The sequence below is a fragment of the Labilibaculum sp. K2S genome (assembly GCF_030372765.1).
Lineage (GTDB): Bacteria > Bacteroidota > Bacteroidia > Bacteroidales > Marinifilaceae > Labilibaculum.
The window spans coordinates 62,270-88,582 of sequence record NZ_JAUCMW010000009.1; the positions used below are offsets into that span (position 1 = coordinate 62,270).

The window sequence follows — 26,313 nt, forward strand, 5'->3', positions numbered from 1 at the left end:
ACCAGTAAAGGTAAATTTCACCTCATCAACATAGCTTCAAAAGTTTTCACCCATTTATGAAACTCAGGATAAACTTCCCCGGCATGTTTTATGGTTTGTATTTTTAAGAACTCCTTCAATTTTTGCTTTCCTCCCTTATTGATTAAAAATTCAATAAAAGCCGCTCCAACAGGATAACTTAAATCTCTTTCATATTTAGTGGGCTCCTCCCACAACTGCAGTAGTGAGAATTTATCCTTTGGAACTCTAAGTCGTGCAATTCTCAATAAATTCTGATCCATCTTGTCGAAATACATTCCCAAACCTTCCTGGATTAACATTGTCTTAAACTTTGGTTGTATTGCCATCTGACAAAGCATATGGCAAAGTTCGTAATCATTAGACTGCTTATTTAGTACATTCACTATACGAAGATCCGAATTTGAGAATCCAAGAGGACGATTAAACTTTCTATATGCCTCATTTCCATCACTCCACACAAAAAAATCTACTTTTTTAATTGGTTCAGCATCAAGGGATTCTGTAATCCTTCTATAGTTAATATCGTTTCTTGCCATGAATTCACCAACATTCTCCAATTTATTTTTATCCTGAAAATGAAACCGGATATTCTCTGATTCAACCACTTCCCATGCTTTATAATAAATCCCGGTTTGAAACAAACTCAAATATTTATCCGCATAATTAGCGGCCTCTCTTGATTCCCTGTCATTCTGACATTCTTTTAATAGTTTTACAGCTCTTTGCTCTTCACCATTTATAAAATAACATTTTGCCAAATACGCCTTACTTATTTCTTTTACATCATTCGATACTGTTGCCGATGCGATCGTTTTTTCCAAATACGGAATGGCAATTGTGAACTGCTTGGAATCAGTGTAGGCTCGACCTAAAATCGAATTTAAATCCGCATCTACTACATTTCCCTGCAACATAGACTGAGCTTTCTCAATTACCTGATCGTATTTTCCTTTCGAGAACAATTTTTTTAACTCCTTATTTTGACTCATTGAGCTAATATGGAAAATAATCAGTAGTAGTGTAACAAGTATTCTATTCATGGTATAAATCAGATTTAGAGTTAGCAATTTACAGGAATAAATTGATTAACAAAATGAGTATTTAAAGAACTTTATTGATTAGTCAATTATCATTCCAAAACTTACTTATTAGAAAGCACTACAAAAAAAATTCATTTTAAAAGTATTTTAAACCTTCTCAATGAACTCTTAATTTTACCGAATTATTTTCTTTATAGAAAGAACAAAAACGGTATGATTATTCCAATAACAATCAACCATTTTCCTCTTCCGGTAATTCCTTTTTTACCAGGAACCATAAACATCCCGGATAAAGCGAACACAATCAGTACAACGGCAAAAATATCTGCCATTAGTGTCCAGCCTTTTCTACTATTGTAATGAAGTTTATTAATAAAATAAACCCATTCTTTCTTCTCATATACCTCAAACGATAAACGCCCGTTTACCGGATCGTAATTTCCCAATCCTCCTTTTAAATATACATTGTATTTACTTTCATCTGGAAGTATTCGGTTTAAAGGATAATCAATAATGTTCTTATGCCAATAAGCCTCCAGTTGATCTGGTGTTAAATTTGAAGCCAACTGTATTGTTTTAGACTCAGTGCGGTAAGCCGGATCCTCTCCATTTTTTTTATGATTTAAAATAATACCTGACACGGAATAAATAATAGTGATTCCAACAAAAAAATATCCCAGATCACGATGTATAAAACGGAGCCATTTTCTAAGCTTTACATTATTCCACAACTTCATAACTATTTCCGTCTACATAATAAATTGCATAATAATTTTTGTTGTTCTCTTTCATCCAGTCACGCATTTCCTTAATATTAGCCATTTCCGAACTACAATGTTTTCCACCTTCTTCCGAAGCATCCTTAGCCTTCACTTCTGTTTCCCATTCATCAATCGCCGCTTCTTCAAGTCGTTTCTCTCTCAAAATTCCAGATACCTTAATATCCTGCCCTGCCATTTCTTTATCAAATCCTTCCAAATTTCCACTTGCTTCTACGCGAATAGATAAGTTACCTGTCGAATTCTTTAAAATACAGCGTTTGCCGGAATGTGCACAAACATGATTTACCAATCCTGTAAAATGAACTTCTTTACCAACCAATTCTTCAGCATTTACCATTAACTGATCAATGGTTACAACAGCTGTTTTGGTTTGTGCTAACTGATTTTTTTCAATACTACCTTCTTTTGTCTCTTTTTGTTTTGGATTACAAGACATACAAAAAAGACAAATTGCAATGATGCTTACGTATTTCATTGTGTTACTTTTTAGAATTATTAAATGTTTATTTTGACTCACACAAACTTATGATTACCAAGGAATAAATCCTAACAAAATAACAATTCATTAACAAGATTTCTTTCCATAATACATGAAAAAAATGAAATTAAATATCCATTGGTTTTGATGCCAGTAATTGAAAAAAACACTACTTTAGAAATTAAAGTAATAAAAAGTAACATTCGCACTACTTTAGTAACCATTCGCACGCAATGCCGTACTACTACGGATAACAAGAACACACAAACAAAATTGTTCATAAAGTATTTAATCCGGTTCAAACACTATGCTTACAAGATTTACACGATTTAAAGACTGGAAGATTAAATCCAAGCTGCTTTTGCTGACTCTTCTAACACTTTTAAGTATCCTTTTCTTAAGTTTGACATCAAACTATTTTTTCAACACAAACAAAACTCTTAATATAATAATTAATGGCGTACGTGTTCATCAAACTCTACTCCAAAATGCCACTGAGGAACTTTATAATTTCAAAATTTCGAAAGAAGTTGAACATCTTGAAAAATCTGCCGAATATTTAACCCAGGCAAACCATTTAGCTGAAGACTTTATACAAATCAACAATGATTTCGCATTCAAAAACAATGATGAAATAGCAAAGCATCTGTTCAAGAATTTTCCTGAAATCTATAATAATGAGATTAATAATGCCAGGCTTTTAGTGAATCGCTTAAAAATACTTAAAACACTAAAAAACAGCAACATTAAAGACACGAGAATTCATGCAAAAAAAACTCTTGATCTTGTTGAAAAAATAAAAAATGAATTACTTACAAAAAGAGAAAATATAAACCTTGATTCAACAAAAATACAGCTAAGCGAGATTAAACAACACTATGCAGAAATTAGTTCTGTTCTTAGTAATTTAGCGGAAAAAACCAATTCTGCATTAATTTGGGTGATGCTCGGATTTGCTTTACTCCTGGCAATTACAATTCTGCTATTATCAAGATATATTTCCAAATCGATTTCTGTCCCTGTTCAACAAATGGTAAACAACTTTAAACTTATCGCCAAAGGCAACTTTCACACACCTTTAAGTATTAATTCAAAAGACGAAATTGGTGCTTTAGCTAATTCTTTCAACATTATTCAACAAGATTTCCAGAATGTTGTTAACTACACACAAAAAGTTGCGCATGGTGATTTAAGTATTAGTCTTACACCTAAATCCAGAGAAGATGAATTATCAGCCTCTTTAAATCAGATGGTGAAAACCCTTAAGGATGCAAAAACCTTAAATGATGAAACATCATGGTTTAAATCCGGGGTGAATCAATTGAATGAGGTTCTTCAAGGGGATCAAAATTTAAATAAAGTTTCGGACAACTCTCTTGTATTCATGACTGAATTCTTAAGAGCTGAGCTTGGTGCAATTTACGTTTATCAAGAAGAAAATGAGAATTTATCACTTACTGCCTCCATTGGCATACCAAATAAAAACCAATACAAAAATATTCAAATAGGACATGGATTAATTGGTCAGGTGGCTCGAACAAAAAAACTAAAACACATTAAAGATGTTCCTGAAGATTATTTCACAATTTTCTCTGGTACGGGAGAAATAAAGCCTACCAGTATAATTATTGTTCCATTAATTTTCAACAATACTCTTTGGGGTGTAATGGAATTAGCATCAATTAAAAAGATTAGCGAAGCGGAAATTGAATTCATTAAAGCGGTTCGTGAAAGTATTACTGTGAAAATTGCCTCAACATTAGCGCGCGTCCGACTAGAGAATTTATTAAATACCACTCAGAAACAAGCCAGCGAATTACAAGTTCAGCAGGAAGAACTTCGAGTGGCTAACGAAGAATTAGCTGAACAAACTAAAATATTAATTGATAATGAGAAAAAACTTCAGGTTCAGCAGGAAGAGTTAAGAGTTGCCAACGAGGAATTGGAAGAACGAACCAACCAATTAGAAATTCAAAAAGACGAAATTCAAAGCAAGAACATCAGCTTATCACAAACACATGAAAAATTAGAAACAAAAGCACGTGAACTGGAACAGACAAGTCAATACAAGACTGATTTTCTTGCAAATATGTCTCACGAATTACGAACGCCATTAAACAGTTTACTTATTTTATCAAATCTTCTCGCGAAAAACAAAAAGGGTAATTTAGATGATGAAGATATTGAATCAATCGAAATTATTAACAAAAGCGGCAAGGATCTTCTTCAGCTTATTAATGAAATTCTGGATCTTTCGAAGATTGAAGCCGGAAAAATGACTGTTCATTTCGAAAACTTAAGTTCCGACAGTATTGCACAGGAAATATTAATGAATTTTAAACATCAGGCTGAAAAGAAAAAAATAAATTTCTCTATCGATATTGAAGAGAACTTCCCAAAAACAATAGAGACAGACCAATTACGTTTGGCTCAAATCTTAAAAAATCTATTATCGAATGCATTCAAGTTCACTTCGAAAGGTACTATTTCTGTAACTATGAGAAAGCTTACTGATCAGGAAATAGTGCGACGCGATGATTTAAAAGAAATTGAAACATGTGCCTTTGTTGTTACTGATACCGGAGTAGGAATACCGGATCAAAAGAAAGACGCTATTTTTGAAGCATTCCAACAAGCCGATGGAAGTACTTCAAGAAGATATGGTGGAACAGGATTAGGCTTGTCTATTTCAAAAGAATTAGCCAGAATGCTGGGTGGCGAAATTCATCTGAAAAGTGAATCTGGGAAAGGATCTTCCTTCACTTTACTGTTGCCGGTAAAACAATCCGTTAAAACCGTTCAAAACCCTGCTTTGGAGTTACAGGAGAAAAACTTACTGCCTGAAGCTGAAAAACATATTGTTCTTCCTCTTTTCATTGATGATGATCGAGATATTCCGCATACAGGTTCTACTGTAGTAATTATTCATCCCGACAAAAAAGAAGCAAGCTTATTGTACTACCAAATTCACGAAAGCAGTTTTCACGCTTTGGCTGCCTCAAATGTTGAAGACGCAATTGTACTCATCGAAGCTCATCAACCTTCGGCAATCATCATAGGAGTCGAATTGCTTATGGAAAATGGCGAAGCAGAATTGGATCGGTTAAGATCACACCCATTCGCATCTAATTTGCCAATTCACATCGTAAATCCTGTCGAGGGAATCAGAGAAAGAGAAAAAAATGTACTGCCAACAGTTAAAGCTACAGATTTCTCCAGTGCCATAAAAAAAATTCAAAAAGAACTATTTTCAGAATCAAAAAAAATATTAATCGTTGAAGATGACGCAATTGCGCGGAAAATTATTAGAACTCTTTTAAAATCAACAAATGCTGAAATAGAAGAAGTTTCTACTGGTATTGAGGCCTTTAAACTAATTAGGGAAAATAGTTACGATTGCGTAATATTAGATTTAGGTCTGCCTGATTTTACAGGGAATGAACTGCTAACCAAGCTATCCGAAGCCAATATAATTATACCAAACACAATTATTTATACAGGTAAAGAATTATCACGGGAAGAACACCGGCAACTGAGCAAATACACCAATTCAATTATTTTAAAAGGATTAAAATCCGATGAAAGATTAATGGACGAAGTTACGCTCTTTCTGCATCATGTAGCAACAACAATTCCCGATAATCCTAAAATTAAGGTTACCGAAATAGATGATTCTATTTTTAAAGGAAAAAAAGTACTGGTTGTTGATGATGAAATCAGAAATATTTTTGCGTTGGGTAAAATACTTGAAGATAAAGAAATAGAGGTTCTTGAAGCCGAGAATGGTAAAATTGCGGTTGATATTTTAAAAGAACACAAAAATGTAGATTTAGTGCTTATGGATATTATGATGCCGGAAATGGATGGTTATGAAGCCATGACTATCATTCGAAAAACTCCCGAAATTAAAAATATCCCTATTATTTGCCTAACTGCCAAGGCTATGAAAGAAGATTATGAGAAAGCAATTTCATCGGGAGCAAATGATTATTTATCAAAACCAATTGATGAAAATAAATTGTTTTCGATGTTAAAAATATGGCTTTACAATTAATGCTGCTTTTAAAATACATTCAATTAAAGCGGAAAATCAGTACCAAACAAAATACAATTGGACAACAAACAATAACAGGAAAATGAAAAAAGACAAAATATTAATCGTTGATGACAAGGAAGAAAATTTAATAAGCCTTGAAAGAATTCTTAGCGATTTTGATGTCGAATTTGTTCGTGCATCATCTGGTGAAGATGCCCTAAAATATACTCTGAAAGATGAATTTGCAATGGCCGTTCTTGATGTGCAAATGCCAGAAATGGATGGCTATGAAACCCTTGAATTAATGAGGCAACGAAAGAAAACCAAATATTTACCGGTGATCTTTGTTTCTGCAATTCATCAAAGCGATTTACACATCATTAAAGGAATAGAAACCGGAGCTGTCGATTTTATTCCGAAGCCTATTATTCCTGAAGTTTTGAAAGGAAAAGTAAGTGTATTTCTAGATTTATATCGTCAGCGTAAAGAATTGGATTTGTTGTTGGTGTATTTAGAAAAAAAGAATGAAGAACTTATCATTGAAAAGAATAAAGCTGAGGAAGCGACCCGATCAAAATCATTATTTTTGGCAAACATGTCACATGAAATTCGTTCTCCGATGAATGGGATCTTAGGTCTTTCAAAACTTTTACAGCAATCCGAACTCAATTCAGAGCAAAAAGATATGCTTGATGTGATGGCAAGATCAGGTGAAAATTTAATTCAAATTATTAATGATATATTAGATTACTCGAAAATTGAAGCGGGACAAATTGAAATTGAGGAGATTGATTTTGATATCCGAAAAGTGACCGACACAATTTTTCATCTTTTAAATTATAAAGCCATTGAAAGAGAAATTGAATTTAAAATTGAGGTGGATGAAATCATTCCTGAAAATATAATAGGAGACTCATTTCGTTTAAATCAAGTACTCATGAATTTGACAAATAATGCAATCAAATTCACACAAAACGGTTCTGTTACCCTATCCATAAAATGCATTGAAAAATCGAAAGAGCATGTGTCTTTATTCTTCACCATTAAAGATACCGGTATTGGAATATCAAAGGATGCACAAAAAAAACTGTTTAGAGAATTCACCCAATCAGACAGTTCAATCTCCCGGGAATATGGAGGAACAGGTCTTGGCCTTGCCATTTCAAAAAATATTACTCAATTAATGGGCGGAAAAATTATTGTTGAAAGCGAACTGGGAGTTGGTTCAGAATTCATGTTTGAATTGAAATTTGGATGCAAGGAAAGAAAAGAAAACATGCCCATTCATCAAAACATTACACTCCCTTCTAACTTATCGATACTCGTAGCTGAGGACAATCCAATAAACCAAAAAGTGGTTACACTCACCCTTCGAATGATGGGATTAACTTGTGATATTGCAAAAAATGGCGTTGAAGCTCTTGAATTGTATAAAAAAAATCGTCATCAAATTATTCTTATGGACATGCAGATGCCGGTTCTTGATGGAATTAGTGCCACCGAAAAAATTAGAAGCTTCGAAATTTCTGAAACTATTGATGAGCCTACATATATTGTTGCTCTTACAGCCAATAGTTTTATCGAAGACAAACAAAAATGTATTGAAGCTGGTATGAACGATTTCCTTACTAAACCATTTAAAGAAGCTGATCTTAGAAAAATTTTGAGTCAGGCTTCGAAAAGCATCGCACAATAGATATGAATCCAAACCAACTTGAAGATCTCGAAAATATCGATATAGAAATTCCTTTGTTTCTTGAGGCAATATTTCAGAAATATGGTTACGACTTTAGAGATTATTCAACTGCACATATCAAAAGACGTTTAATGCATCGTATGGCAATTGGAAGATTTGAAACAATTTCCCAGATGCAAGATAAAGTTCTTCGGGATAAAAGCTTTTTTATCAGCTTACTGGAAGATCTATCCATAAACGTTACCGAAATGTTTCGCGATCCGGAATTCTATTCCTCTTTTCGTGAGCATGTTGTGCCCAATTTAAGAACCTACCCGTTTATTAAAATCTGGCATGCCGGATGTGCTACCGGCGAAGAAGTTTACTCACTTGCAATTCTTTTAAAAGAAGAAAATCTGCTTGACAGATGTCAGATTTATGCTACAGATTTTAATCGAAGAGTTTTGGATATTGCTAAATTAGGAATATACCCAACTCAAGATCTTGAAAAATTCAGCCGTAATTACATCGAATCCGGTGGTAAGGGAAAACTTTCCGACTATTATACTCTTAAATACGGTTCTCTTAAATTGGATCAATCTCTTTCAAAAAAAGTGGTTTTTGCTGATCACAATTTAGTAACCGACAATGTATTTGCTGAGGTTAATTTAATTCTATGCCGAAATGTCTTAATCTACTTTAATAAAGATCTTCAAAATAAAGTAATCAATTTATTCTTCAAGAGCTTATCATCAAGCGGATTTTTGTGTTTAGGAACAAAAGAGAGCCTTCGTTTTACGCAATTAGAAAGCAATTTTGCCAATATCGATTCCTCGCAAAAAATATATAAAAAGAGAATCAATTAATGTTTAGAGCTGCAGTTATAGGTACATCTTATGGTGGTTTAAATGCTTTAAAAGCTATTATTCCGCATCTGCCAAAAGATTTCCCTTTGGCAATTTTTGTTGTACTTCATATTGGTGATAATAAAAACGACTCTTTCATTCAATACCTAAACAAACAGAGTAAAGTAAAAATAAAAGAGGCCGAAGAAAAAGAAGAAATAAAAGCAGGAACGGTTTATTTCGCACCGCCAAACTATCATATACTGATAGAAAACAATTCTACCATTGCTTTATCTACTGATCCTAAAATACACCATTCAAGACCATCTATTGATGTTTTGTTTGAATCGGCCGCCTGGCACTTTAAAAATCAATTGATTGGCATTCTCTTAACAGGCTTGAATCATGATGGTGCTCTTGGAATAAAAGAAATCCAAAAATATTGTGGAATTACTATCGTGGAAGATCCAGAAACCGCAATTGCTACAATTATGCCTGCTTCGGCCATTGAAATAATGAAACCAGACTACATCTTACACTTAGACCAAATTTCTAAAAAAATAATCGAATTAAGTAAGCTGGATTAAGTTGTTAATCAAATCTATCGACAGATTTATTTAGAAATAAGCTCCAAAATACTTCAGATTTTATTAGAGTAAGATATAAACCAATATTTTTCCCGAACTTTCCGCAATAACTAATTCAAAAAAGATGCCAACCAATATAGAGTTTAAAGCGTATTGTAAGAACAAGGAGAAAATTAGAAAAATACTCTTATCAATTGGTGCCGAATGTTGCGGAATTGATCACCAAACAGACACGTACTTCCATTCCAAATCAGGCACACTAAAGCTTAAAGAAGGATCTATCGAAAATAAGTTAATTCATTATATCAGGGAAAACAAAAAAGGATCTAATGAAAGTCGGGTGCACTTATACCTAACAAGTCCCGATTCTACCTTAAAAGAAATTCTTGAAAAGACCGTAGGTACGAGATCCATAGTCGAGAAAACAAGAGAAATTTACATTATAAATAATGTGACATTCCATATCGACACAGTTATAGGATTAGGTGATTTTGTTGAAATTAAAGCCAAAGAGGGTGATGGCAATATATCCAATGAAAAATTGCAGGAACAGTGCAACCAATACATTAAAACCCTCGAAATCAATGCGAAAGATTTAATCTCAGAATCCTACTCTGATCTGTTACAACAGAATAATCTTTTTAGTCAGATTTTAGTTGATGAATAATACTTCCATTGAATCTGTCGTATTTTTTTTACCTATATCATCGAACAATTTAGTAACTTTAAAATAGAATCTAAAGCTATGTATTGATGCTCCAATTTGAATTTGATATACGAGACCATAAAATTAACAATAACGAATCGAGAGGAATACAACTCGCCTTGGGTATTTCTTTGTTAATTTGTGCCGTTTCATTTTTTTTGTTTATCAACCATCTTGATTTCTTTCCTTTTAGTGAATACCTTGTTCTTGTTTTGGTAATTGCATCGCTTTATTTCATTGGTTTACTTTTAGGTTGTAAATTGCTTTACCCAAAAGAATATTTGACCATCAACGCCAGAAAATTAACTTATAAAACAGGATGGGGAAATAAAGAGCTGAAAATTTACTTAAAGGATATTAAAGATTTTACCATAACAGATCACAAACTAATTATTGTTCTAAAAAGCAAAGAAAAAATACCTGTCAATCTCTGTTATTTTAGTGATAATGCAATTACGGTACTAAAAAACTATTTGAATGTATAAAAACGGAAGACTTTAATTTCTTCCGTTTTCTATTTGTTATTTAATGGTCATCCTTGCAAAAGGAGCTGTATCTTGTTCTACAAATTCTTTTTTAAGGAATTTAAAATATCCGGTAATTGCAATCATAGCAGCATTATCGAGAGAATAACCAAGCTGAGGAATAAAAACTTTCCACTTGAATTTTACGGCTGCCTCGGTCAATGCTTTTTGCAAACCCGAATTGGCTGAAACTCCACCGGCAATAGCCACTTGCTTAATCCCGGTTTCTTTTGTTGCTTTTTTAACTTTGTTCATTAAAACATCAACAATTGTGTGTTGCAGTGATGCACACAAATCATTCATATTTTCCTCTATGAAATTCGGATTTTCCTTTATCCGATCACGAACAAAATACAAAAATGACGTTTTAAGACCACTGAAACTATAGTTTAAACCTTGAATTTTTGGTCGGCTAAATTCAAACGCAAGAGGATTGCCTAATTTTGCATTACGATCAATTATTGGACCTCCAGGATAAGGCAAGCCCATCACCTTGGCACATTTATCAAAAGCTTCTCCTGCGGCATCATCAATGGTCTCCCCAATTACTTCCATCTCTAAATGATCTTTAACCACAATAATTTGAGAATTACCGCCGGATACAAGCAAAGCCAAAAAAGGAAAATCAGGATGCTCGTATTTGTTCTTTAAATCATCAATAAAATGTGCAAGAATATGTGCCTGAAGATGATTTACCTCGATTAGAGGAATATTTTTAGAAAGAGCAAAACCTTTAGCAAAGGAAGTTCCAACCATTAATGACCCCAATAAACCCGGACCTCTGGTAAAAGCAACTGCATCAATCTCATCGACAGTAACTCCTGCTTTTTGCATGGCTTGATGAACCACGGGAATTATGTTCTGTTGATGTGCCCTGGAAGCTAACTCTGGAACAACTCCGCCATAATCCATGTGTACATCTTGGTTGGCTGTGATATTCGAATAAATTACTCCATCCTTTAATATTGAAGCAGAAGTATCATCGCATGACGACTCAATTCCTAATATAGTTATACTCATTAAATTTTATTTAAATCAGAATAAAAATGGCTTTACACACTTAAAAGGTTAAAAAAATCAAAAATCTCTTGAAACACTATATTAAGGTGTAAAAATCTTCTTCTTTTTAGCTAATTTTGTGCATCTCATAAAAAAGCAAAATTATCAAAAAATTTCTCAAAATATCAATTTGGACACTTGTGGTTATCATTATGATACCCATTTTAACCTATTTGATATTCTTGAACAGTCGTGTACAAACCTACGCAAGCCAAAAAATTGCCAATTATATTTCAGAACAAACAAATACTCCTGTCAGAATTGAAGGAGTAAACATCTCCCCCTTTAAAAGCATAATACTTAAAGGCCTTTATATTGAAGATTATCAGAAGGACACTTTGGTTTATGTTGGTAATCTAACTGCTAAAATTGATTCTTTTAGTATCCGAAAACAAAAGATTTTCATCAACAAACTGACTTTAGACAGGGCCTATGTAAATCTTCGCGAAGATGAGAACAGATTGTTTAACTATGATGTTTTTCTGGACTCACTATCAAGTGGTAAAAAAGGAAATACGACTGATACAATTCAAAAATCATGGGAAATTACCGTTACCAACGTTGATCTTATCAATTCTCAATTTGGATATAGCGCACCAGATACTATCCCTCAAGAATTTGGCATGAATTATAACAATATTTATGTCACAAAATTGAATCTGCAAGCCCGAAATATTCAAATTGTTGGAGATTCGGTAGATTTTCAACTGCAGCATTTAAGTTGTATTGAGAAATCAGGATTCGAATTGAAAGACTTTACTGCTAAAACATGGATAACAAGTCATCAATGGGGATTAAAAGATGTAAATATTACATCATCAAACAGTAAGCTTCAAGCAGAACATTTATATTTCAACTACGAACCTGGTAAGCAATACTGGCAGCATTTCACTAAAAAAATGAAGCTGGATTTCCAATTAATCTCCTCGCGGGTTAGTTTTTTAGATGTCGCTTATTTTAACAGTTTGCTTTTGGGATTTAGGGAGACCGGATTTATTTCCGGACATATTTATGGTACTGTTTACGATTTAAGAGGTCGTGATATTGATATTCTATATGGTGCAAATACAGTTCTTAAAGGAAAATTTTATATGAATGGCCTTCCTTACCTAAAAGATGCATATTTAGAAGCCGATTTTGAAGAGCTCACAACTACAATTTCTGATATTGAAAAAGTTTACATTCCAGGTTATGAAAAAGAATTCTTTAATTTGCCTGAATACTTCGATAATTTAGGCTTAATTCATTACAATGGTCAATTTAATGGTTTTTTAAATGACTTTGTTTTCTATGGAGATTTTAAAACTGAATTGGGAGAAATAGAAACGGATATATTATTTAAACCCAACCCTGGAAGCAGCAGATTAAATTTCACGGGAGATCTTAAAGCATCAAACTTCTACCTCGGAGGTTTAATCGAACAGGAAAAAGTTGGAAATGTTTCCTTAAATGTTTCGGTAAACGGTTTTACTGAAACAAATACAACCCAAGGTGAAATGAAAGGAAATATTAGTAAAGTGGATTTCTACGATTACGAATATAAAAACCTTTCCTTAGATGGATTTTTCACTAATTCAAGCTTTGATGGTCAAATTTCTATTGAAGATCCGAATATAGGATTGAATTTTACCGGTAACATTGACTTTTCAAAGGAGATTCCAACAATGAAATTTAGTTCCCATCTTCGTAATGCTAAACTTTTTCCCCTTCATTTAAATACAAAAGATCCAAAATCAGAACTTAGCTTATCTCTGGATGCGAATTTTTCCGGAAGCGAATTTGATAACGCAAATGGTAATATTGAAATTACAAATACTGAATACAAAAACAGTTTGGGTGAATTTGTTCTCAACAAATTTACAATTAACTCATTTTCATCGCCAACATTTAAAAGAATTATCCTGAAATCTGATATTTCAGACGCCAAAGTAGAAGGGAATTATGAAATTGACCAATTAATTTCTTCTGTTGCAAACATGGCCTATGTTTATTTTCCAGCCTATGCTCCGGAAAAAGAATTTGTAAATACCGACAGTACAAATAATTTTAATTTTTCAATAAATTTAAAAGAAACAGAACCCGCTACAAAGCTTTTTTATCCGGATATTAAATTAGCTCCAAATACTAGCTTAACGGGGAAATTAAATGCAAAAGAGCAGTTAATCGAAATGCATTTTATTTCGCCAATTCTTGCGATACAAGATAAATCGTTTGAAGAACTCAGATTAGATCTCTCTACCGATAATCAAGAACTTGTTATAAAGGGACGTACAAATAAATTTAGTTTTTCAGATCAATTTAAATTGTACAATCTGTCAGAAAAAATTACTGCCAGCAATAATAACGTTAGTTTAGATCTCCTATGGAATAACTGGGATGCTGTTACCTACAGTGGTTTTGTTAGCGCTAATGCGAGTGTTCAAAAGTCAAAAGAATCGAATAATCCTGTTTGGGATATCAATCTGCTTCCAAGCAGTTTAATAATGGCTGATAGTATTTGGTCTATTCAACAATCCAAACTGGTTATTGACAGCACAAGTTTTGCCATTAATAATTTCAGAATCAGCCGAGATAATCAATATTTTGGCTTAAATGGAAAGATTTCCTCCAATCCTACTGACAGTATTGACTTTCAAATTCAAAACATTAGCTTAAAGAATCTAAATGATTTAACCCGGGAACAAAACATTGGAATTGATGGAACCGTTCGTGGCTACGTGCAGATTTCCGACTTTTACGGCGACAGATTATCCAACTCCAATCTCATGCTTGAAAACCTTGTTCTTAATAATGACACCTTAGGAAATTTTTACTTGGTTAGCGATTGGGATAAAGTTGAAAAGAAACTTTCATTCTCCTCTTTTACTGACCACAACAATCACAAAGAGTTGGATTTATACGGTAATTATTTCCCTGAACTGGATTCCTTAAACATGGACATTAATATTGACAATATACGTTTGAACTTATTAAATCCATACCTACAAGAAAATATTTCTAACATAAAAGGAAATGCATCTGGCCACGTTCATGTAGCCGGGCAGTCCAGTAAGCCCAAAACATCGGGTTTTCTTAAATTGGAAAATGCAAATTTCACAATAAACGAGCTTCAAACAAGCTATACCTGCAACGACAGTGTTAAAATAACGCCATCAGAATTGCAGTTTAATAACTTTAAACTAGTAGATACTGATCAACACACAGCTACCATTTATGGTGTTATATCTCATCAGCAATTTCATAACTTTAATTTAGATTTGGCAGTAAATGCACGTTCGTTTAATATTCTTGATACAAAAATAACTGACAACGAATTATTTTACGGAGAAGCCTACATAACCGGGATAACAACTTTGTTTGGTTCTATAAATGACTTGGATATTGAGGTTAGAGTAAAGACTGACAAGAATACCAAATTATTTGTTCCGCTAAACAACAGTGGCGATATTGAGGAAAGTAATTTCATCACATTCGTAAATTCAAATCGCCAATCGGAAACCAATTTAGAAAATGAATATAAAATTGACTTGTCGGGTATTCGCCTAAATTGTGATTTGGAGATTACTCCGGAAACAGAGGTGCAAATTATTTTTGATTCAAAAATCGGCGATGTTCTAAAGGCCAAAGGAGGAGGAAATTTAAAACTCGAAATCGACACCAAAGGTGATTTTAAGATATTTGGAGATTATACAATTCAAACAGGAAGTTACCTTTTCACACTGCAGAATGTGATCAATAAAAAGTTCGATTTGGCAAATGGCGGAAACATTAAGTGGGATGGCGATCCTTACAATGCAACACTTAATATTAATGCTGTATACAATGTTAAAACAACATTATACGATCTGCTGTTAAATACACCATATATCGATAATACCAAGAAGGTTCCGGTTGAATGTAACATGAATCTAAGTCAACAACTTGAAAATCCACTTATTCGCTTTGACATCAATTTCCCTACTTTGGATCAGCAAACACAAAGCATTTTGGAAGGCCTGTTTTCAACCGAAGATGAGATGAATAAGCAAATCTTATCTTTATTGGTTTTAAACCGATTTTACACTCCGGAGTATCTTAGATCAACAGATCCTGATTTTGAAAATAAAAACTCCAGCTATGCTGTTGGAATCACCACTAGCGAATTGCTATCCAATCAATTATCGAACTGGCTTAGTCAAATCAGTAACGATTTTGATGTTGGAGTAAGCTATAGACCCGGAGATAACTTAACTAATGATGAAATTGAATTAGCTCTCTCCACTCAGGTTTTTAACGATAAGCTTACAATTAATGGTAATGTAGGAACAGGAAATAGCCAAACCCGTAATAGTGATATTGTTGGTGATGTTGATGTGAACTTTAAATTGGATAAAAAAGGAAAGCTACAACTAAAAGCATTCACCCGCTCAAATGAATATTTAGTGTACGAAGAAACAAGAAATACACAAGGAATCGGTATTTTTTACAAAGAAGACTTCAACACATTTTCCGAATTAGTGAAAAAATACCTCAATTTCCTCAAATCAAACAAAGACAAAAAAGAGAACTAGCCATTATTAGTCGAAATGTGTTTTATAATTGTAGATTCAATGTTTTTCAACAGAATTAATTAGAGGTTTTTTTCTTTAATTACCTCGGATATTAAATAGCAAATATTGTTATATTAGCATCTTATCTAATAAAAATTAATTCACTCAAAAATAATCTATTACTATGTTTACACTAATGGTTGTGGTTTTTGTTCTCGGATATGCAGCTATCGCTCTGGAACATCCACTAAAAATTGACAAAGCCGCCTCGGCTCTATTAATCGGAGTAATAACCTGGGTTCTTTATGTATTTGGAGGAGTTGATATTCTTTCAACAGGTGTTAGCAGAGCTTGGAATGAATATGTTGCAATAAATCCGGATGCTGACAGTCATCAAGGAATGTTAGATTTTATAACTCATCACGAGGTTCTTCATCATTTATCTGAAATATCCGCCATTCTCTTCTTCCTTTTAGGAGCAATGACAATTGTTGAGATCATAGATCAGCATCAAGGATTTAAAATTATTACGGACAAAATTAAAACAACAAACAGAATTAAACTACTTTGGGTACTAAGTATTTTAACCTTCTTCATGTCTGCAGCTTTGGATAATTTAACTACAACAATTGTTATGGTTGCCCTTATCCGTAAATTAATTTCTGCCAAAGAAAACCGTTGGTTTTTTGCATCAATGGTTGTATTAGCCGCAAATGCCGGAGGTGCCTGGTCGCCAATTGGTGATGTAACAACTATTATGCTTTGGATTGGCGGACAGGTAACCACTCTTAAAATTATCTCCGGAGTATTCCTGCCTTCTTTGTTCACAATGATTGTTCCGTTAATCATCGTTTCATTTTGGATGAAAGGAAACGTTAAACGTCCAACATCATCAAACGAAAACGAAAAAGAATTTACTACAGCCAAAGAACGTGCCTTCATTTTAACATTAGGTATATCCTCCCTGTTGTTTGTACCCGTTTTTAAAACCGTAACCCACTTACCTCCATACATGGGAATGTTATTTGGATTAGGTGTTATGTGGATGGTTACCGAAATTATGCATAAAAATAAGACTCATGAAAATAAGAAAAAACTAACTGTTGTAGGAATCCTTAATAAAGTGGATGTGCCAACCGTACTTTTCTTTTTAGGGATCTTATCAGCCGTATCCAGTTTACAATCTGCAGGACACTTGGATATTTTAGCCAGATACATGGATGAAAACATTCATAATATCTATATCATCAATCTAATAATTGGACTACTTTCATCTGTTGTGGATAATGTGCCATTGGTAGCAGGAGCGATGGGAATGTATTCTATTGAAAGTGCAGGAGCTGTAGGATATCTATCCAACTTTGTTCAGGATGGTTTATTCTGGGAATTTTTAGCTTATTGCGCTGGTACAGGAGGAAGTATCTTGATTATTGGATCTGCTGCCGGTGTTGCTGCAATGGGAATGGAAAAAATCGATTTTATCTGGTATTTGAAAAAGATTTCACTTCTGGCTTTAGCCGGATACCTTGCTGGTGCTGGCGTATACTACCTCGAAGCAGTCTTATTGCATTAAAATTAGAATTTCCTGTTTTTGTATCAAGAATCAAAAACAATAATATTAATTTAGCGAGATATAATATTCTGTATTATATCTCGTTTTTTTTATGTGTAAGATTTAACTTGAAAATAGTAAATATGAATTATCTTTTGATTTTAGCTGGGATTCAAACTGCGGCACAAAATGAGGCCTTACTTGAAGGACAAGGAACGGAAGCCACCGAAATTTCTCTTAATTTTATTGATCTGGCCTTTAAAGGAGGATGGATTATGGTTCCAATCATAGTACTTTCCGGTATTGCGATGTACATTTTTTTTGAGAGATTCTATGCGATACGAAAAGCAACGAAAGTAGATTCAAATTTCATGAACAGAATAAGAGATTATATTCATGAAGGAAAAATGGATTCGGCATTAGCTCTTTGTGAGTCGAATGATACTCCTGTAGCAAAGATGATTTCGAAAGGAATTAAGCGCATCGGACGACCACTGAATGATGTTAATGCTGCCATTGAAAACATCGGCAATCTTGAGGTTTCTAAACTTGAAAAAAACCTGCCGACTCTTGCAACTGTTGCCGGCGCAGCTCCTATGATTGGATTCCTTGGAACAGTAATGGGTATGATTCAGGCTTTTTACGATATGTCTACTGCTGGCAATAATATTGATGTATCCCTTCTGTCGCACGGTATTTATACTGCAATGGTAACAACTGTTGCTGGTCTTATTGTAGGGATAATCGCTTATTTTGCTTATAATATTTTGGTGGCAAAGGTTGAAAAAGTCGTTTTCACTATGGAAGCAACCACTACCGAATTTATGGATTTATTGAACGAACCAATTAAGTAATCAGCTCATGGCATTAAAAACCAGAAATAAGGTAAATCCTAATTTTAGTATGTCATCAATGACAGATATTGTGTTTTTGTTACTAATTTTCTTTATGGTAACATCAACTCTTATCGCTCCAAACGCACTAAAATTACTCCTGCCACAAAGTAAGAATCAAACTGCTGCAAAACCAATAACTACAGTTTCTATCGATAAGGAGTTTAACTTTTTTATTGAAACCACTCCTATTCCATTTTCTCAACTTGAAAATCGTTTGCAAAAACGATTGGCCAGAGAAGAGGATCCAACCATCTCTTTGCACGTTGATAAATCTGTGCCTATGGAGCAAGTTGTTAGGGTAATGAATATTGCGAAAAACAACAAGTACAAGTTAATATTGGCAACAAGAGCTAAATAATTTTATTAGATGAGTAATTCTAAAGGTAAACGAATTGGGTTTGTTGGGACTATAATTTTCCACATTGGATTACTTGCCATACTATTTTATCTAGGCTTTCATACGCCACTTCCTCTGCCTGAAGAAGAAGGTATTTTGGTAAATTTTGGGAATACGAATCAGGGACTAGGGAAAAAAGATCCGGCTCCTTCCCAATCGACTCAAGCGGTTACTACTGTTTCAAAGCCTGCACCAAAACCACAAGCTTCTCAAACGAAACCAGAAAAATCAGCAAGTTCAGCCAACGAAAAAATTCTTACTCAGGACAGCGAAGATGCTCCTTCTGTTCCTTCTGCAAAAGAAATTGCGAAAAAAAAGGCTGAAGTTGAAAAAAATAAAAAAATAAAAGCGGAACAAGATCGACTGAAAAAAATCGAAACCGAAAAGAAACGACAAGAAGAAATCAAACAACAACAGGAAGCCGAGGCTGAAAGACAACGTTTGGCTGAAATTGAAAAACTTAAAAAAGAAGAAGCGGAAAGACAGGAAAAAATTGACAACATCAACAATAAGGCGAAAAACGTTTTTGGTCAGGGAACTTCTTCGAATTCATCGCAGGGCAAAACATTTCCGTCGGGTAATCAAGGTAACCCTAACGGATCTTCCGACTCAGATAATTACAGTGGTTCCGGATTAGGAAATAAAGGAGTTTCGTATGATTTACAAGGAAGAAACTCGCTGTCTATCCCAAAGCCACAATACAATCTTCAGGAAAGTGGAAAAGTTGTGGTCGAAATAACTGTTGACAGAAATGGCAAAGTTGTTAATGCAAGACCTGGAATGCCAGGTTCTACAACCAGTAACTCTACTCTATTCGAAGCAGCCAGGAAGGCAGCAATGAAAGCCGTTTTCAATTCTGACCCAAAAGCTTCTGCGTTTCAACAGGGATCAATCACTTATCATTTTCAATTGGATTGATCTATATCAATCCAAGCATTTCGTAAACGCCAAGAAACTTAAGAGAGGCGAAAATAATTACCGTTAGAAGAATATAACGGACAAATTTAGCTCCTAAACTAACAGCAAAATTAGCCGCAATATAAGCGCCGATCATATTTCCTGCCGCAAGAATAAAACCAATTTTATAATCAATTTGTCCATTCATTATAAAAATGCCTAAAGCAAACGGAGTATAAAGAAGAACAATAAATACCTTAATCGCATTTGCCTTCACAAGATCAAAACCTGCTCCTAATACCAATCCTGAAAGAAGAAAAAATCCAACCCCAGCTTGTATAAATCCACCATACAATCCGATAAAAAAGAAAATTACAACTTGTATCACACTTGGTTTAGATCGAATTAAACCAGCTTGTCCTTTCACCCAGGCATCAGGTTTGTAAAGCACAATAAAAAAAAGGAAAATAAGCAAACCTCCAATGGTTTTCTGCATCATATCCTCATTGATTTCAACAGCCAGACTTGCTCCAATTACCGATCCAACAATAGCTGGAAGTGCCAGCCATATCCCTTCTTTAAAGGAAAAAACTTTTTGCTTTTTAAAACTGCTGACCCCAACAATATTCTGCATCAGAATGGCAATTCTATTGGTCCCGTTGGCGACATTTGCGGGAAGCCCCATAAACATCAACATAGCCAAGCTAATTATTGATCCACTACCCGCAAGCGTATTTAGAAACCCACAAAAAACGCCGACAACTACAATTAAAATATAATAATACCACTCCATAATTTCATCTATTTTAGATGTTTAAACTAAAAATAAAAATTCAAACAAAACATGTTAAAAAACAAAATTCTTTTGAGAAATTAATTTGACTAAACATATTATGAATCAATTAGAAAATCAATAATTGCGAAGTATTTCTCAGAATATCGAACAAAAAAAGAGGAGAATCAAATCCTCCTCTTCTTCTATATTTGTGAAATGTGCCTACCAAGCAAACATTGGTCGCTCACACATCATTTCGTTTACACGTTCGCGAACAGAAGTAATAACCTCTTCGCTTTCGATATTACTAATTACCTCATCAATCATTTGAACGATAACTGCCATATGCTCCTCCTTTAAACCACGAGTTGTAATTGCTGGAGTTCCAACACGTAAACCAGATGTTGCAAATGGAGAACGAGTATCAAATGGAACCATATTTTTATTAATGGTAATATCAGCTTTCACCAATACATTTTCCACTTTCTTACCAGATATTTCAGGGTATTTTGAACGAAGATCAACCAACATTGAGTGGTTATCCGTTCCATCCGAAATAACTTTATATCCTAAACGCATAAATTCTGCAGCCATTACCTTTGCATTTTTCTGCATTTGAACAGCGTACTCTTTATATGAATCGGTTAAAGCCTCACCAAAAGCAACCGCTTTAGCAGCAATAATATGCTCAAGAGGTCCACCTTGTTGTCCAGGAAATACAGCAAAATTTAATACCTGAGACATCATTTTCACTTCCCCTTTTGGAGTTGTTTGTCCCCAAGGATTTTCAAAATCTTTTCCCATTAAAATCAATCCTCCACGTGGTCCACGAAGAGTTTTATGGGTTGTTGTTGTCACAATATGACAGTAAGGAATTGGATTGCTTAGTAATCCTTTTGCAATTAATCCTGCAGGATGAGCGATATCCGCCATAAGCAAACAACCTACCTTATCTGCAATTTCACGCAAACGAACAAAATCCCAATCGCGGGAGTAAGCAGATGCTCCTGCAACAATCATTTTTGGTTTGTGCTCCAAAGCCAATTGCTCTAACTCATCGTAATCAACTGTTCCGGTTTCTTCTTTTACATGATACGCAACAGGATTGTACAAAGTACCGGAAAGGTTTACCGGTGATCCGTGTGATAAGTGACCACCATGTGACAAATCCAATCCTAAGAATGTATCCCCTGGCTGCAAACAAGCATAAAATACAGCAGCATTTGCCTGTGCACCAGAGTGTGGCTGCACGTTAGCATATTCTGCTCCAAATAATTCACATGCTCTGTCAATAGCCAATTGTTCAGTTTGATCTACGATCTGACAACCACCATAATATCTCTTTCCTGGATATCCTTCAGCATATTTATTTGTTAAGCATGAGCCCATTGCGTCCATCACTTGCTGACTCACGAAGTTCTCAGAAGCAATTAATTCAATACCATTCTTTTGACGTAGGTATTCCTGATCAATTAGGTCGAAAATTTGAATATCTCTTTCCATTGTTGTTTGTCTTTTTTCCGAAATTAATCGAAATGAATTAATGATTTGTTAGTGTTTAGAAGGAATATAATTCCTTATCGATAAAGTATTTACTCCCCCTTGAAAAGATGATGCACCACAAAAAAAATAAAATTATAGATTCCTAAAAGTGCAGGTTCAAAATTAGACAAATCAGCATATTAAAAAAATTATTTCCTGCATAATTCATCCTTAAATGAATATTTATAAAGCATATATAAAATAGACCAATTAAAATCCCTAATCTCATTACATTCTTACAAAACTCATGAAGCTATAAAAATCAATAATCATCTTGTAAAAATCCCAACTCACCTTTCAATAAGCACATAAAATCTAAATTCTAAATTTTCATTTCACAACTTAACACATTTATTGTAAATTTAACATTGCAATTAACCCTAAATAAACCAGGATGGAAATCGTAGACATTAACCCAAAACAAAGACCAGGACTACTAACTGCTTTATGTATTCTTACCTTTATTGGAAGTGGTTTCGGTATTTTAAAAAATATTCTTGGGATGATTATGTCTCCTCTCCAAAAACTGCTGGATCCTGATCTCTTCGAAACTGCACTGGACAATGTACATGATGAGTATGCCCGGAAATTTGTAGAACAGGCACTCGAAATAGGGCAGAAAGCTCTTCAGCATATTTTTGAAATTTCTCTGACTCAATTCCTATTGTATGCAGCAAGCTTAATAGGAGCCATTCTGATGTTTCAATTAAAAAAAACAGGATTTTACATTTATTCAGTAGCTCAGATGTTACTGCTCTTTGTAGCTCCTTTGTTTATTGAATTTAACTTATTTGTTAATATTGGAATCTTATTTGGAAGTGTATTTACCATCTTATTTATTGCCCTTTATACTATCAACCTTAATAAAATGAATTAATTAATATTTATTATCCCTAAGAAAAACCAAACTATTATGGAAGAAAATGTAACAACTATCGAAGCCCCTAAAAAAAGACCAACTTTCTTAACTGTTCTTTGTATCCTGTCATTAATTGGCAGCGGTGGACTTGGATTATTGTATTCTGTATATCAGTATGCAACATTTGAAAGCACTTATCCTGCTCAAATGGAAAAATTAACTACCGCAATGGATCAATTAGAACAGGCAGGAATGGATTCAGGTTTTTTCTACAAAAGCACTGAAAATGGAATCGTAGTACTAGAGAAAATGTCTCAGAACCTCGGACTGATAACTGGTGTAAATTGTCTTTTTGCATTATTAAGTCTACTTGGTGTTTTCATGATGTTTAAATTGAAAAAGAATGGTTTCTACTTATACACCATTGTAAATTACTTTTGGGTATTAGTCCCTTTGGTTTTAATCGATTTTGATGCATCAATGACAAATTCCTTAATTGGAGGAGCGGTAGTTACTCTATTTGTTATCCTTTATGCGGTGCAATTAAAACACATGGACTAGCACCCACCAAGATATTAGATGCAAGCCACTCATTCCGAGTGGCTTTTTTAATACTTTTTAAAATTATTTAACTCGGAATAAAATCACTCTTTTTGTAAATTTACGGTGATATTGGAAACTAAACTTTACTTAAAATGAGAACTAAATCTGTATTTTTTGTTTTGATCTTACTGTTTTCCCTTTCCGGATTTTCTCAAAACAAGGTCACAAAAACAAAGCCAAACGAGGACATTAAAGTCAACAAAGAATTTGATAAAGATGGGAACCTTATCCGATATGATTCAACCTATGTTTACACTTGGTCTTCGGATAGCTGCCACCAGCTTACTCCCGACTCTGCCTTTTATAATTTTTCGGATATCCATGAGATGAGAAAAAAGATGCAGGAACAAATGGAGCATTTATTTAACAGAGACAGTTCCGGAAACGAACCGTTCCACCATCCGTTTTTCAACGAATATTTCTATAATAATGATTTTTTTTCCCGTGATTCCAGTCACAATGATATTCTTCAAAAAATGGAGAAAATGATGGAAGAGCACATGAATTTCTCTAAGGAACACAATGAAAAGATGCATCGAAATCTTGATTCTCTGCACAATGATTTTATGAAAAAACAAAAGAGATATTTTCAACAAAGAGATTCCATATATCGTAAAAATAAAAGCGATAACAGCAAATCTCTCGAATTGTAAACTCTAATGCAAGAACGGTTTCTCAAGAAGAAAAACTGCTAATCGGCGGTAATCTCAAGCAAATGCTGCCGATAAGCAGAAAACAATTTTGATTTCGAGACAAATCCAACGTATTTGCCTTTATCCAAAACAGGCAAATTCCAGGATTCTGTTTCCTTAAATTTGGCCAACACTTTTTCCATAGAGTCTGTAAAAGAAATTGAAGCGGGTGGCATAATCATAAAGTTACTAATTGGCATAGAATACAATTCACTGTTGAACATGATTTCACGAACTTCATCAAGCAAAATTATTCCAATTAAATAACCTTCTTCGGTAAGTACAGGAAATATATTCCTCTTCGATTTGGATATCACTTTCACCAAATCACCTAAATTTCCATCTTCTGAAATGCTGATTAAATCTGTTTCTATCACTTTTGAAAGCTGCATAAAACGTAAAACGGCCAAATCCTTATTGTGAGTAATCAGCTCTCCCCGTTTAACCAATTGAGCGGTAACAATCGACTCTTTTTGCAAACTCTTTACCGTAATAAAAGAAATAGTAGTTGACAACATCAGCGGAACAATCAGCTCGTATCCACTCGTAATTTCTGCTATCAAAAAAATCCCGGTTAATGGGGCATGCAAAACACCACCAAGAACACTGGCCATGCCAACCAGTGTGAAATTACTTTCCGAGAGTGGCTCTCCCAATTCAAAATGATTGTATATAAATACAAACAGAAAGCCCAGCATCGCTCCTGTAAATACCGAAGGAGCAAAAATTCCACCTATTCCTCCCGCACCTAAAGTAATTGAGGCTGCAATCACTTTAAAAAAAACTAAAGCTCCAATAAAAATGACTACCATATACCAAACATCAGTATAATCTTCAAACAAACTTGAACGAAAAACCTCAGCAAGATTCCCACCCACCAATGCTTTTACTGTATTATAGCCTTCGCCATATAAAGCAGGAAAATAAAATATAAGTATTCCTAATGAAAGTCCTCCAATCAGCATCCTGTTTCTCAAAAATTTAACTTGCTCAAATCGGTTTTCGATCCAAAGAAATGTTTTAGTGAAATAAACAGAAACAAGTCCTGATAGAATTCCCAATAAAATAAAAAATGGAATATCCCGTATAGCAAAAGGGTGAATGATAGCAAATTCAATCAATATATCCTCATCCAAAAAAAGTTTTGTTGTTATTGCCCCGCTAACCGAGGCCATTAGTAGGGGAATTAAGGAGAATCGCGACAAATCGATTAACAATACCTCCAAAGCAAATACAATAGCTGCGATAGGAGTATTAAAAATAGCTGCAATTGCTCCCGATGCACCACAAGCCAACATCAAGGTAATTTCTTTATAGTTTAAATGAAAATTACGCCCCATATTCGATCCAATAGCCGCGCCTGAAGAAATGATTGGAGACTCCAGACCAATACTACCTCCAAATCCTGCAGTAATAATGGCTCCTATAACCGATGAATAGGTTTTGTGTAATTTCACTATACTATTCCTTTTTGATATTGCATGTAGTAGTGATGTGAGATTGTGTTTTGCTAGATCGCGAAGAATGTATTTTCTGAATACCAAAGTAAGACCAACCCCGATCATCGGGTACAGAAAAAACAAATAATTCTGATAACTCCAATTGATTCCTTCCAACAAAAACTCACGCCCGCGATAGACTGCGGTTTTCAATACAAGCGCAGTCATTCCGGAAGCAATACCGATAAGTACGCTCAGAATTAAAATAAAGCTCTGATTGTTGATGTGACGTAGCCTCCATATTAGAAATCGACGCCATCGCGTGTTTCCGATCATGAAATTCAATTGGTTTAGTTCTAATTTAATAAATAGAATTTTA

At 34.1% G+C, this 26,313-nt stretch carries 21 protein-coding genes; 14 read left to right on the forward strand and 7 right to left on the reverse strand.

The window, feature by feature from the left end; all coding sequences use genetic code 11:
- Positions 1-17: 17 nt before the first annotated feature.
- The 3 genes from QUH73_RS11875 to QUH73_RS11885 all read right to left on the reverse strand — a co-directional run bounded on the left by QUH73_RS11875 (position 18) and on the right by QUH73_RS11885 (position 2,318).
- Positions 18-1,061 carry a tetratricopeptide repeat protein gene (locus QUH73_RS11875; protein WP_289530654.1) on the reverse strand — a complete coding sequence of 348 codons (1,044 nt, stop codon included), beginning with the start codon at positions 1,059-1,061 and terminating at the stop codon, positions 18-20.
- 191 nt (positions 1,062-1,252) lie between these two features.
- On the reverse strand, positions 1,253-1,798 hold the full coding sequence (locus tag QUH73_RS11880) for a PepSY-associated TM helix domain-containing protein (protein ID WP_289530655.1): 546 nt from the start codon (positions 1,796-1,798) through the stop codon (positions 1,253-1,255).
- A complete protein-coding gene (locus tag QUH73_RS11885; protein ID WP_289530656.1) occupies positions 1,782-2,318 on the reverse strand; it encodes a hypothetical protein in 537 nt (178 codons plus the stop codon). The genes QUH73_RS11880 and QUH73_RS11885 overlap by 17 nt, the downstream gene beginning before the upstream one ends.
- 310 nt (positions 2,319-2,628) lie before the next feature.
- On the opposite strand from QUH73_RS11885, the gene QUH73_RS11890 reads away from it, so the two are divergent.
- The 6 genes from QUH73_RS11890 to QUH73_RS11915 all read left to right on the forward strand — a co-directional run bounded on the left by QUH73_RS11890 (position 2,629) and on the right by QUH73_RS11915 (position 10,655).
- A complete protein-coding gene (locus QUH73_RS11890; protein WP_289530657.1) occupies positions 2,629-6,375 on the forward strand; it encodes a response regulator in 3,747 nt (1,248 codons plus the stop codon).
- A gap of 82 nt (positions 6,376-6,457) precedes the next feature.
- Positions 6,458-8,053: a response regulator gene (locus QUH73_RS11895; RefSeq protein ID WP_289530658.1), complete on the forward strand. Its 1,596-nt coding sequence runs from the start codon at positions 6,458-6,460 to the stop codon at positions 8,051-8,053.
- A gap of 2 nt (positions 8,054-8,055) precedes the next feature.
- Complete coding sequence (locus QUH73_RS11900; protein ID WP_289530659.1) at positions 8,056-8,898, forward strand: CheR family methyltransferase; 843 nt, start codon at positions 8,056-8,058, stop codon at positions 8,896-8,898.
- On the forward strand, positions 8,898-9,464 hold the full coding sequence (locus QUH73_RS11905; RefSeq protein WP_289530660.1) for a chemotaxis protein CheB: 567 nt from the start codon (positions 8,898-8,900) through the stop codon (positions 9,462-9,464). Before QUH73_RS11900 ends, QUH73_RS11905 begins: the two co-directional genes overlap by 1 nt.
- 124 nt (positions 9,465-9,588) lie before the next feature.
- Complete coding sequence (locus QUH73_RS11910) at positions 9,589-10,131, forward strand: class IV adenylate cyclase (protein ID WP_289530661.1); 543 nt, start codon at positions 9,589-9,591, stop codon at positions 10,129-10,131.
- 86 nt (positions 10,132-10,217) lie between these two features.
- The gene (locus tag QUH73_RS11915; protein WP_289530662.1) at positions 10,218-10,655 is read left to right on the forward strand and encodes a hypothetical protein; all 438 of its coding nucleotides are present in this window, start codon (positions 10,218-10,220) and stop codon (positions 10,653-10,655) included.
- Between the two features lie 36 nt (positions 10,656-10,691).
- Here QUH73_RS11915 and tsaD read toward each other — a convergent pair whose 3' ends face one another.
- Positions 10,692-11,714, reverse strand: coding sequence for a tRNA (adenosine(37)-N6)-threonylcarbamoyltransferase complex transferase subunit TsaD (tsaD, locus tag QUH73_RS11920; protein ID WP_289530663.1), 1,023 nt, complete (start codon positions 11,712-11,714; stop codon positions 10,692-10,694).
- 221 nt (positions 11,715-11,935) lie between these two features.
- Here tsaD and QUH73_RS11925 point away from each other — a divergent pair, with 221 nt between their 5' ends.
- The 5 genes from QUH73_RS11925 (at position 11,936) to QUH73_RS11945 (ending at position 20,045) form a co-directional block, all read left to right on the forward strand.
- Positions 11,936-16,303, forward strand: coding sequence for a translocation/assembly module TamB domain-containing protein (locus QUH73_RS11925; RefSeq protein WP_289530664.1), 4,368 nt, complete (start codon positions 11,936-11,938; stop codon positions 16,301-16,303).
- 163 nt (positions 16,304-16,466) lie between these two features.
- Positions 16,467-17,855, forward strand: a complete 1,389-nt coding sequence (gene nhaD, locus QUH73_RS11930; RefSeq protein WP_289530665.1) for a sodium:proton antiporter NhaD — start codon at positions 16,467-16,469, stop codon at positions 17,853-17,855.
- Positions 17,856-17,977: 122 nt separating this feature from the next.
- Positions 17,978-18,688 (forward strand): MotA/TolQ/ExbB proton channel family protein, encoded by a 711-nt coding sequence (locus tag QUH73_RS11935; protein WP_289530666.1) that lies wholly within the window; start codon positions 17,978-17,980, stop codon positions 18,686-18,688.
- Positions 18,689-18,695: 7 nt separating this feature from the next.
- Positions 18,696-19,088 carry an ExbD/TolR family protein gene (locus tag QUH73_RS11940; protein WP_289530667.1) on the forward strand — a complete coding sequence of 131 codons (393 nt, stop codon included), beginning with the start codon at positions 18,696-18,698 and terminating at the stop codon, positions 19,086-19,088.
- Between the two features lie 9 nt (positions 19,089-19,097).
- Positions 19,098-20,045 (forward strand): cell envelope integrity protein TolA, encoded by a 948-nt coding sequence (locus QUH73_RS11945; RefSeq protein WP_289530668.1) that lies wholly within the window; start codon positions 19,098-19,100, stop codon positions 20,043-20,045.
- Between the two features lies 1 nt (position 20,046).
- On the opposite strand, the gene QUH73_RS11950 is transcribed toward QUH73_RS11945, so the two are convergent.
- A complete protein-coding gene (locus QUH73_RS11950) occupies positions 20,047-20,817 on the reverse strand; it encodes a sulfite exporter TauE/SafE family protein (protein ID WP_289530669.1) in 771 nt (256 codons plus the stop codon).
- Positions 20,818-21,021: 204 nt separating this feature from the next.
- Positions 21,022-22,302: a serine hydroxymethyltransferase gene (gene glyA / locus QUH73_RS11955; protein WP_289530670.1), complete on the reverse strand. Its 1,281-nt coding sequence runs from the start codon at positions 22,300-22,302 to the stop codon at positions 21,022-21,024.
- A gap of 433 nt (positions 22,303-22,735) precedes the next feature.
- Here glyA and QUH73_RS11960 point away from each other — a divergent pair, with 433 nt between their 5' ends.
- The 3 genes from QUH73_RS11960 (at position 22,736) to QUH73_RS11970 (ending at position 24,456) form a co-directional block, all read left to right on the forward strand.
- Positions 22,736-23,218 (forward strand): hypothetical protein, encoded by a 483-nt coding sequence (locus tag QUH73_RS11960; protein ID WP_289530671.1) that lies wholly within the window; start codon positions 22,736-22,738, stop codon positions 23,216-23,218.
- A gap of 36 nt (positions 23,219-23,254) precedes the next feature.
- Positions 23,255-23,761 (forward strand): hypothetical protein, encoded by a 507-nt coding sequence (locus QUH73_RS11965; protein WP_289530672.1) that lies wholly within the window; start codon positions 23,255-23,257, stop codon positions 23,759-23,761.
- A gap of 134 nt (positions 23,762-23,895) precedes the next feature.
- A complete protein-coding gene (locus QUH73_RS11970; protein ID WP_289530673.1) occupies positions 23,896-24,456 on the forward strand; it encodes a hypothetical protein in 561 nt (186 codons plus the stop codon).
- Between the two features lie 38 nt (positions 24,457-24,494).
- On the opposite strand, the gene QUH73_RS11975 is transcribed toward QUH73_RS11970, so the two are convergent.
- Positions 24,495-26,270, reverse strand: coding sequence for a chloride channel protein (locus tag QUH73_RS11975; RefSeq protein ID WP_289530674.1), 1,776 nt, complete (start codon positions 26,268-26,270; stop codon positions 24,495-24,497).
- Between the last annotated feature and the right edge of the window lie 43 nt (positions 26,271-26,313).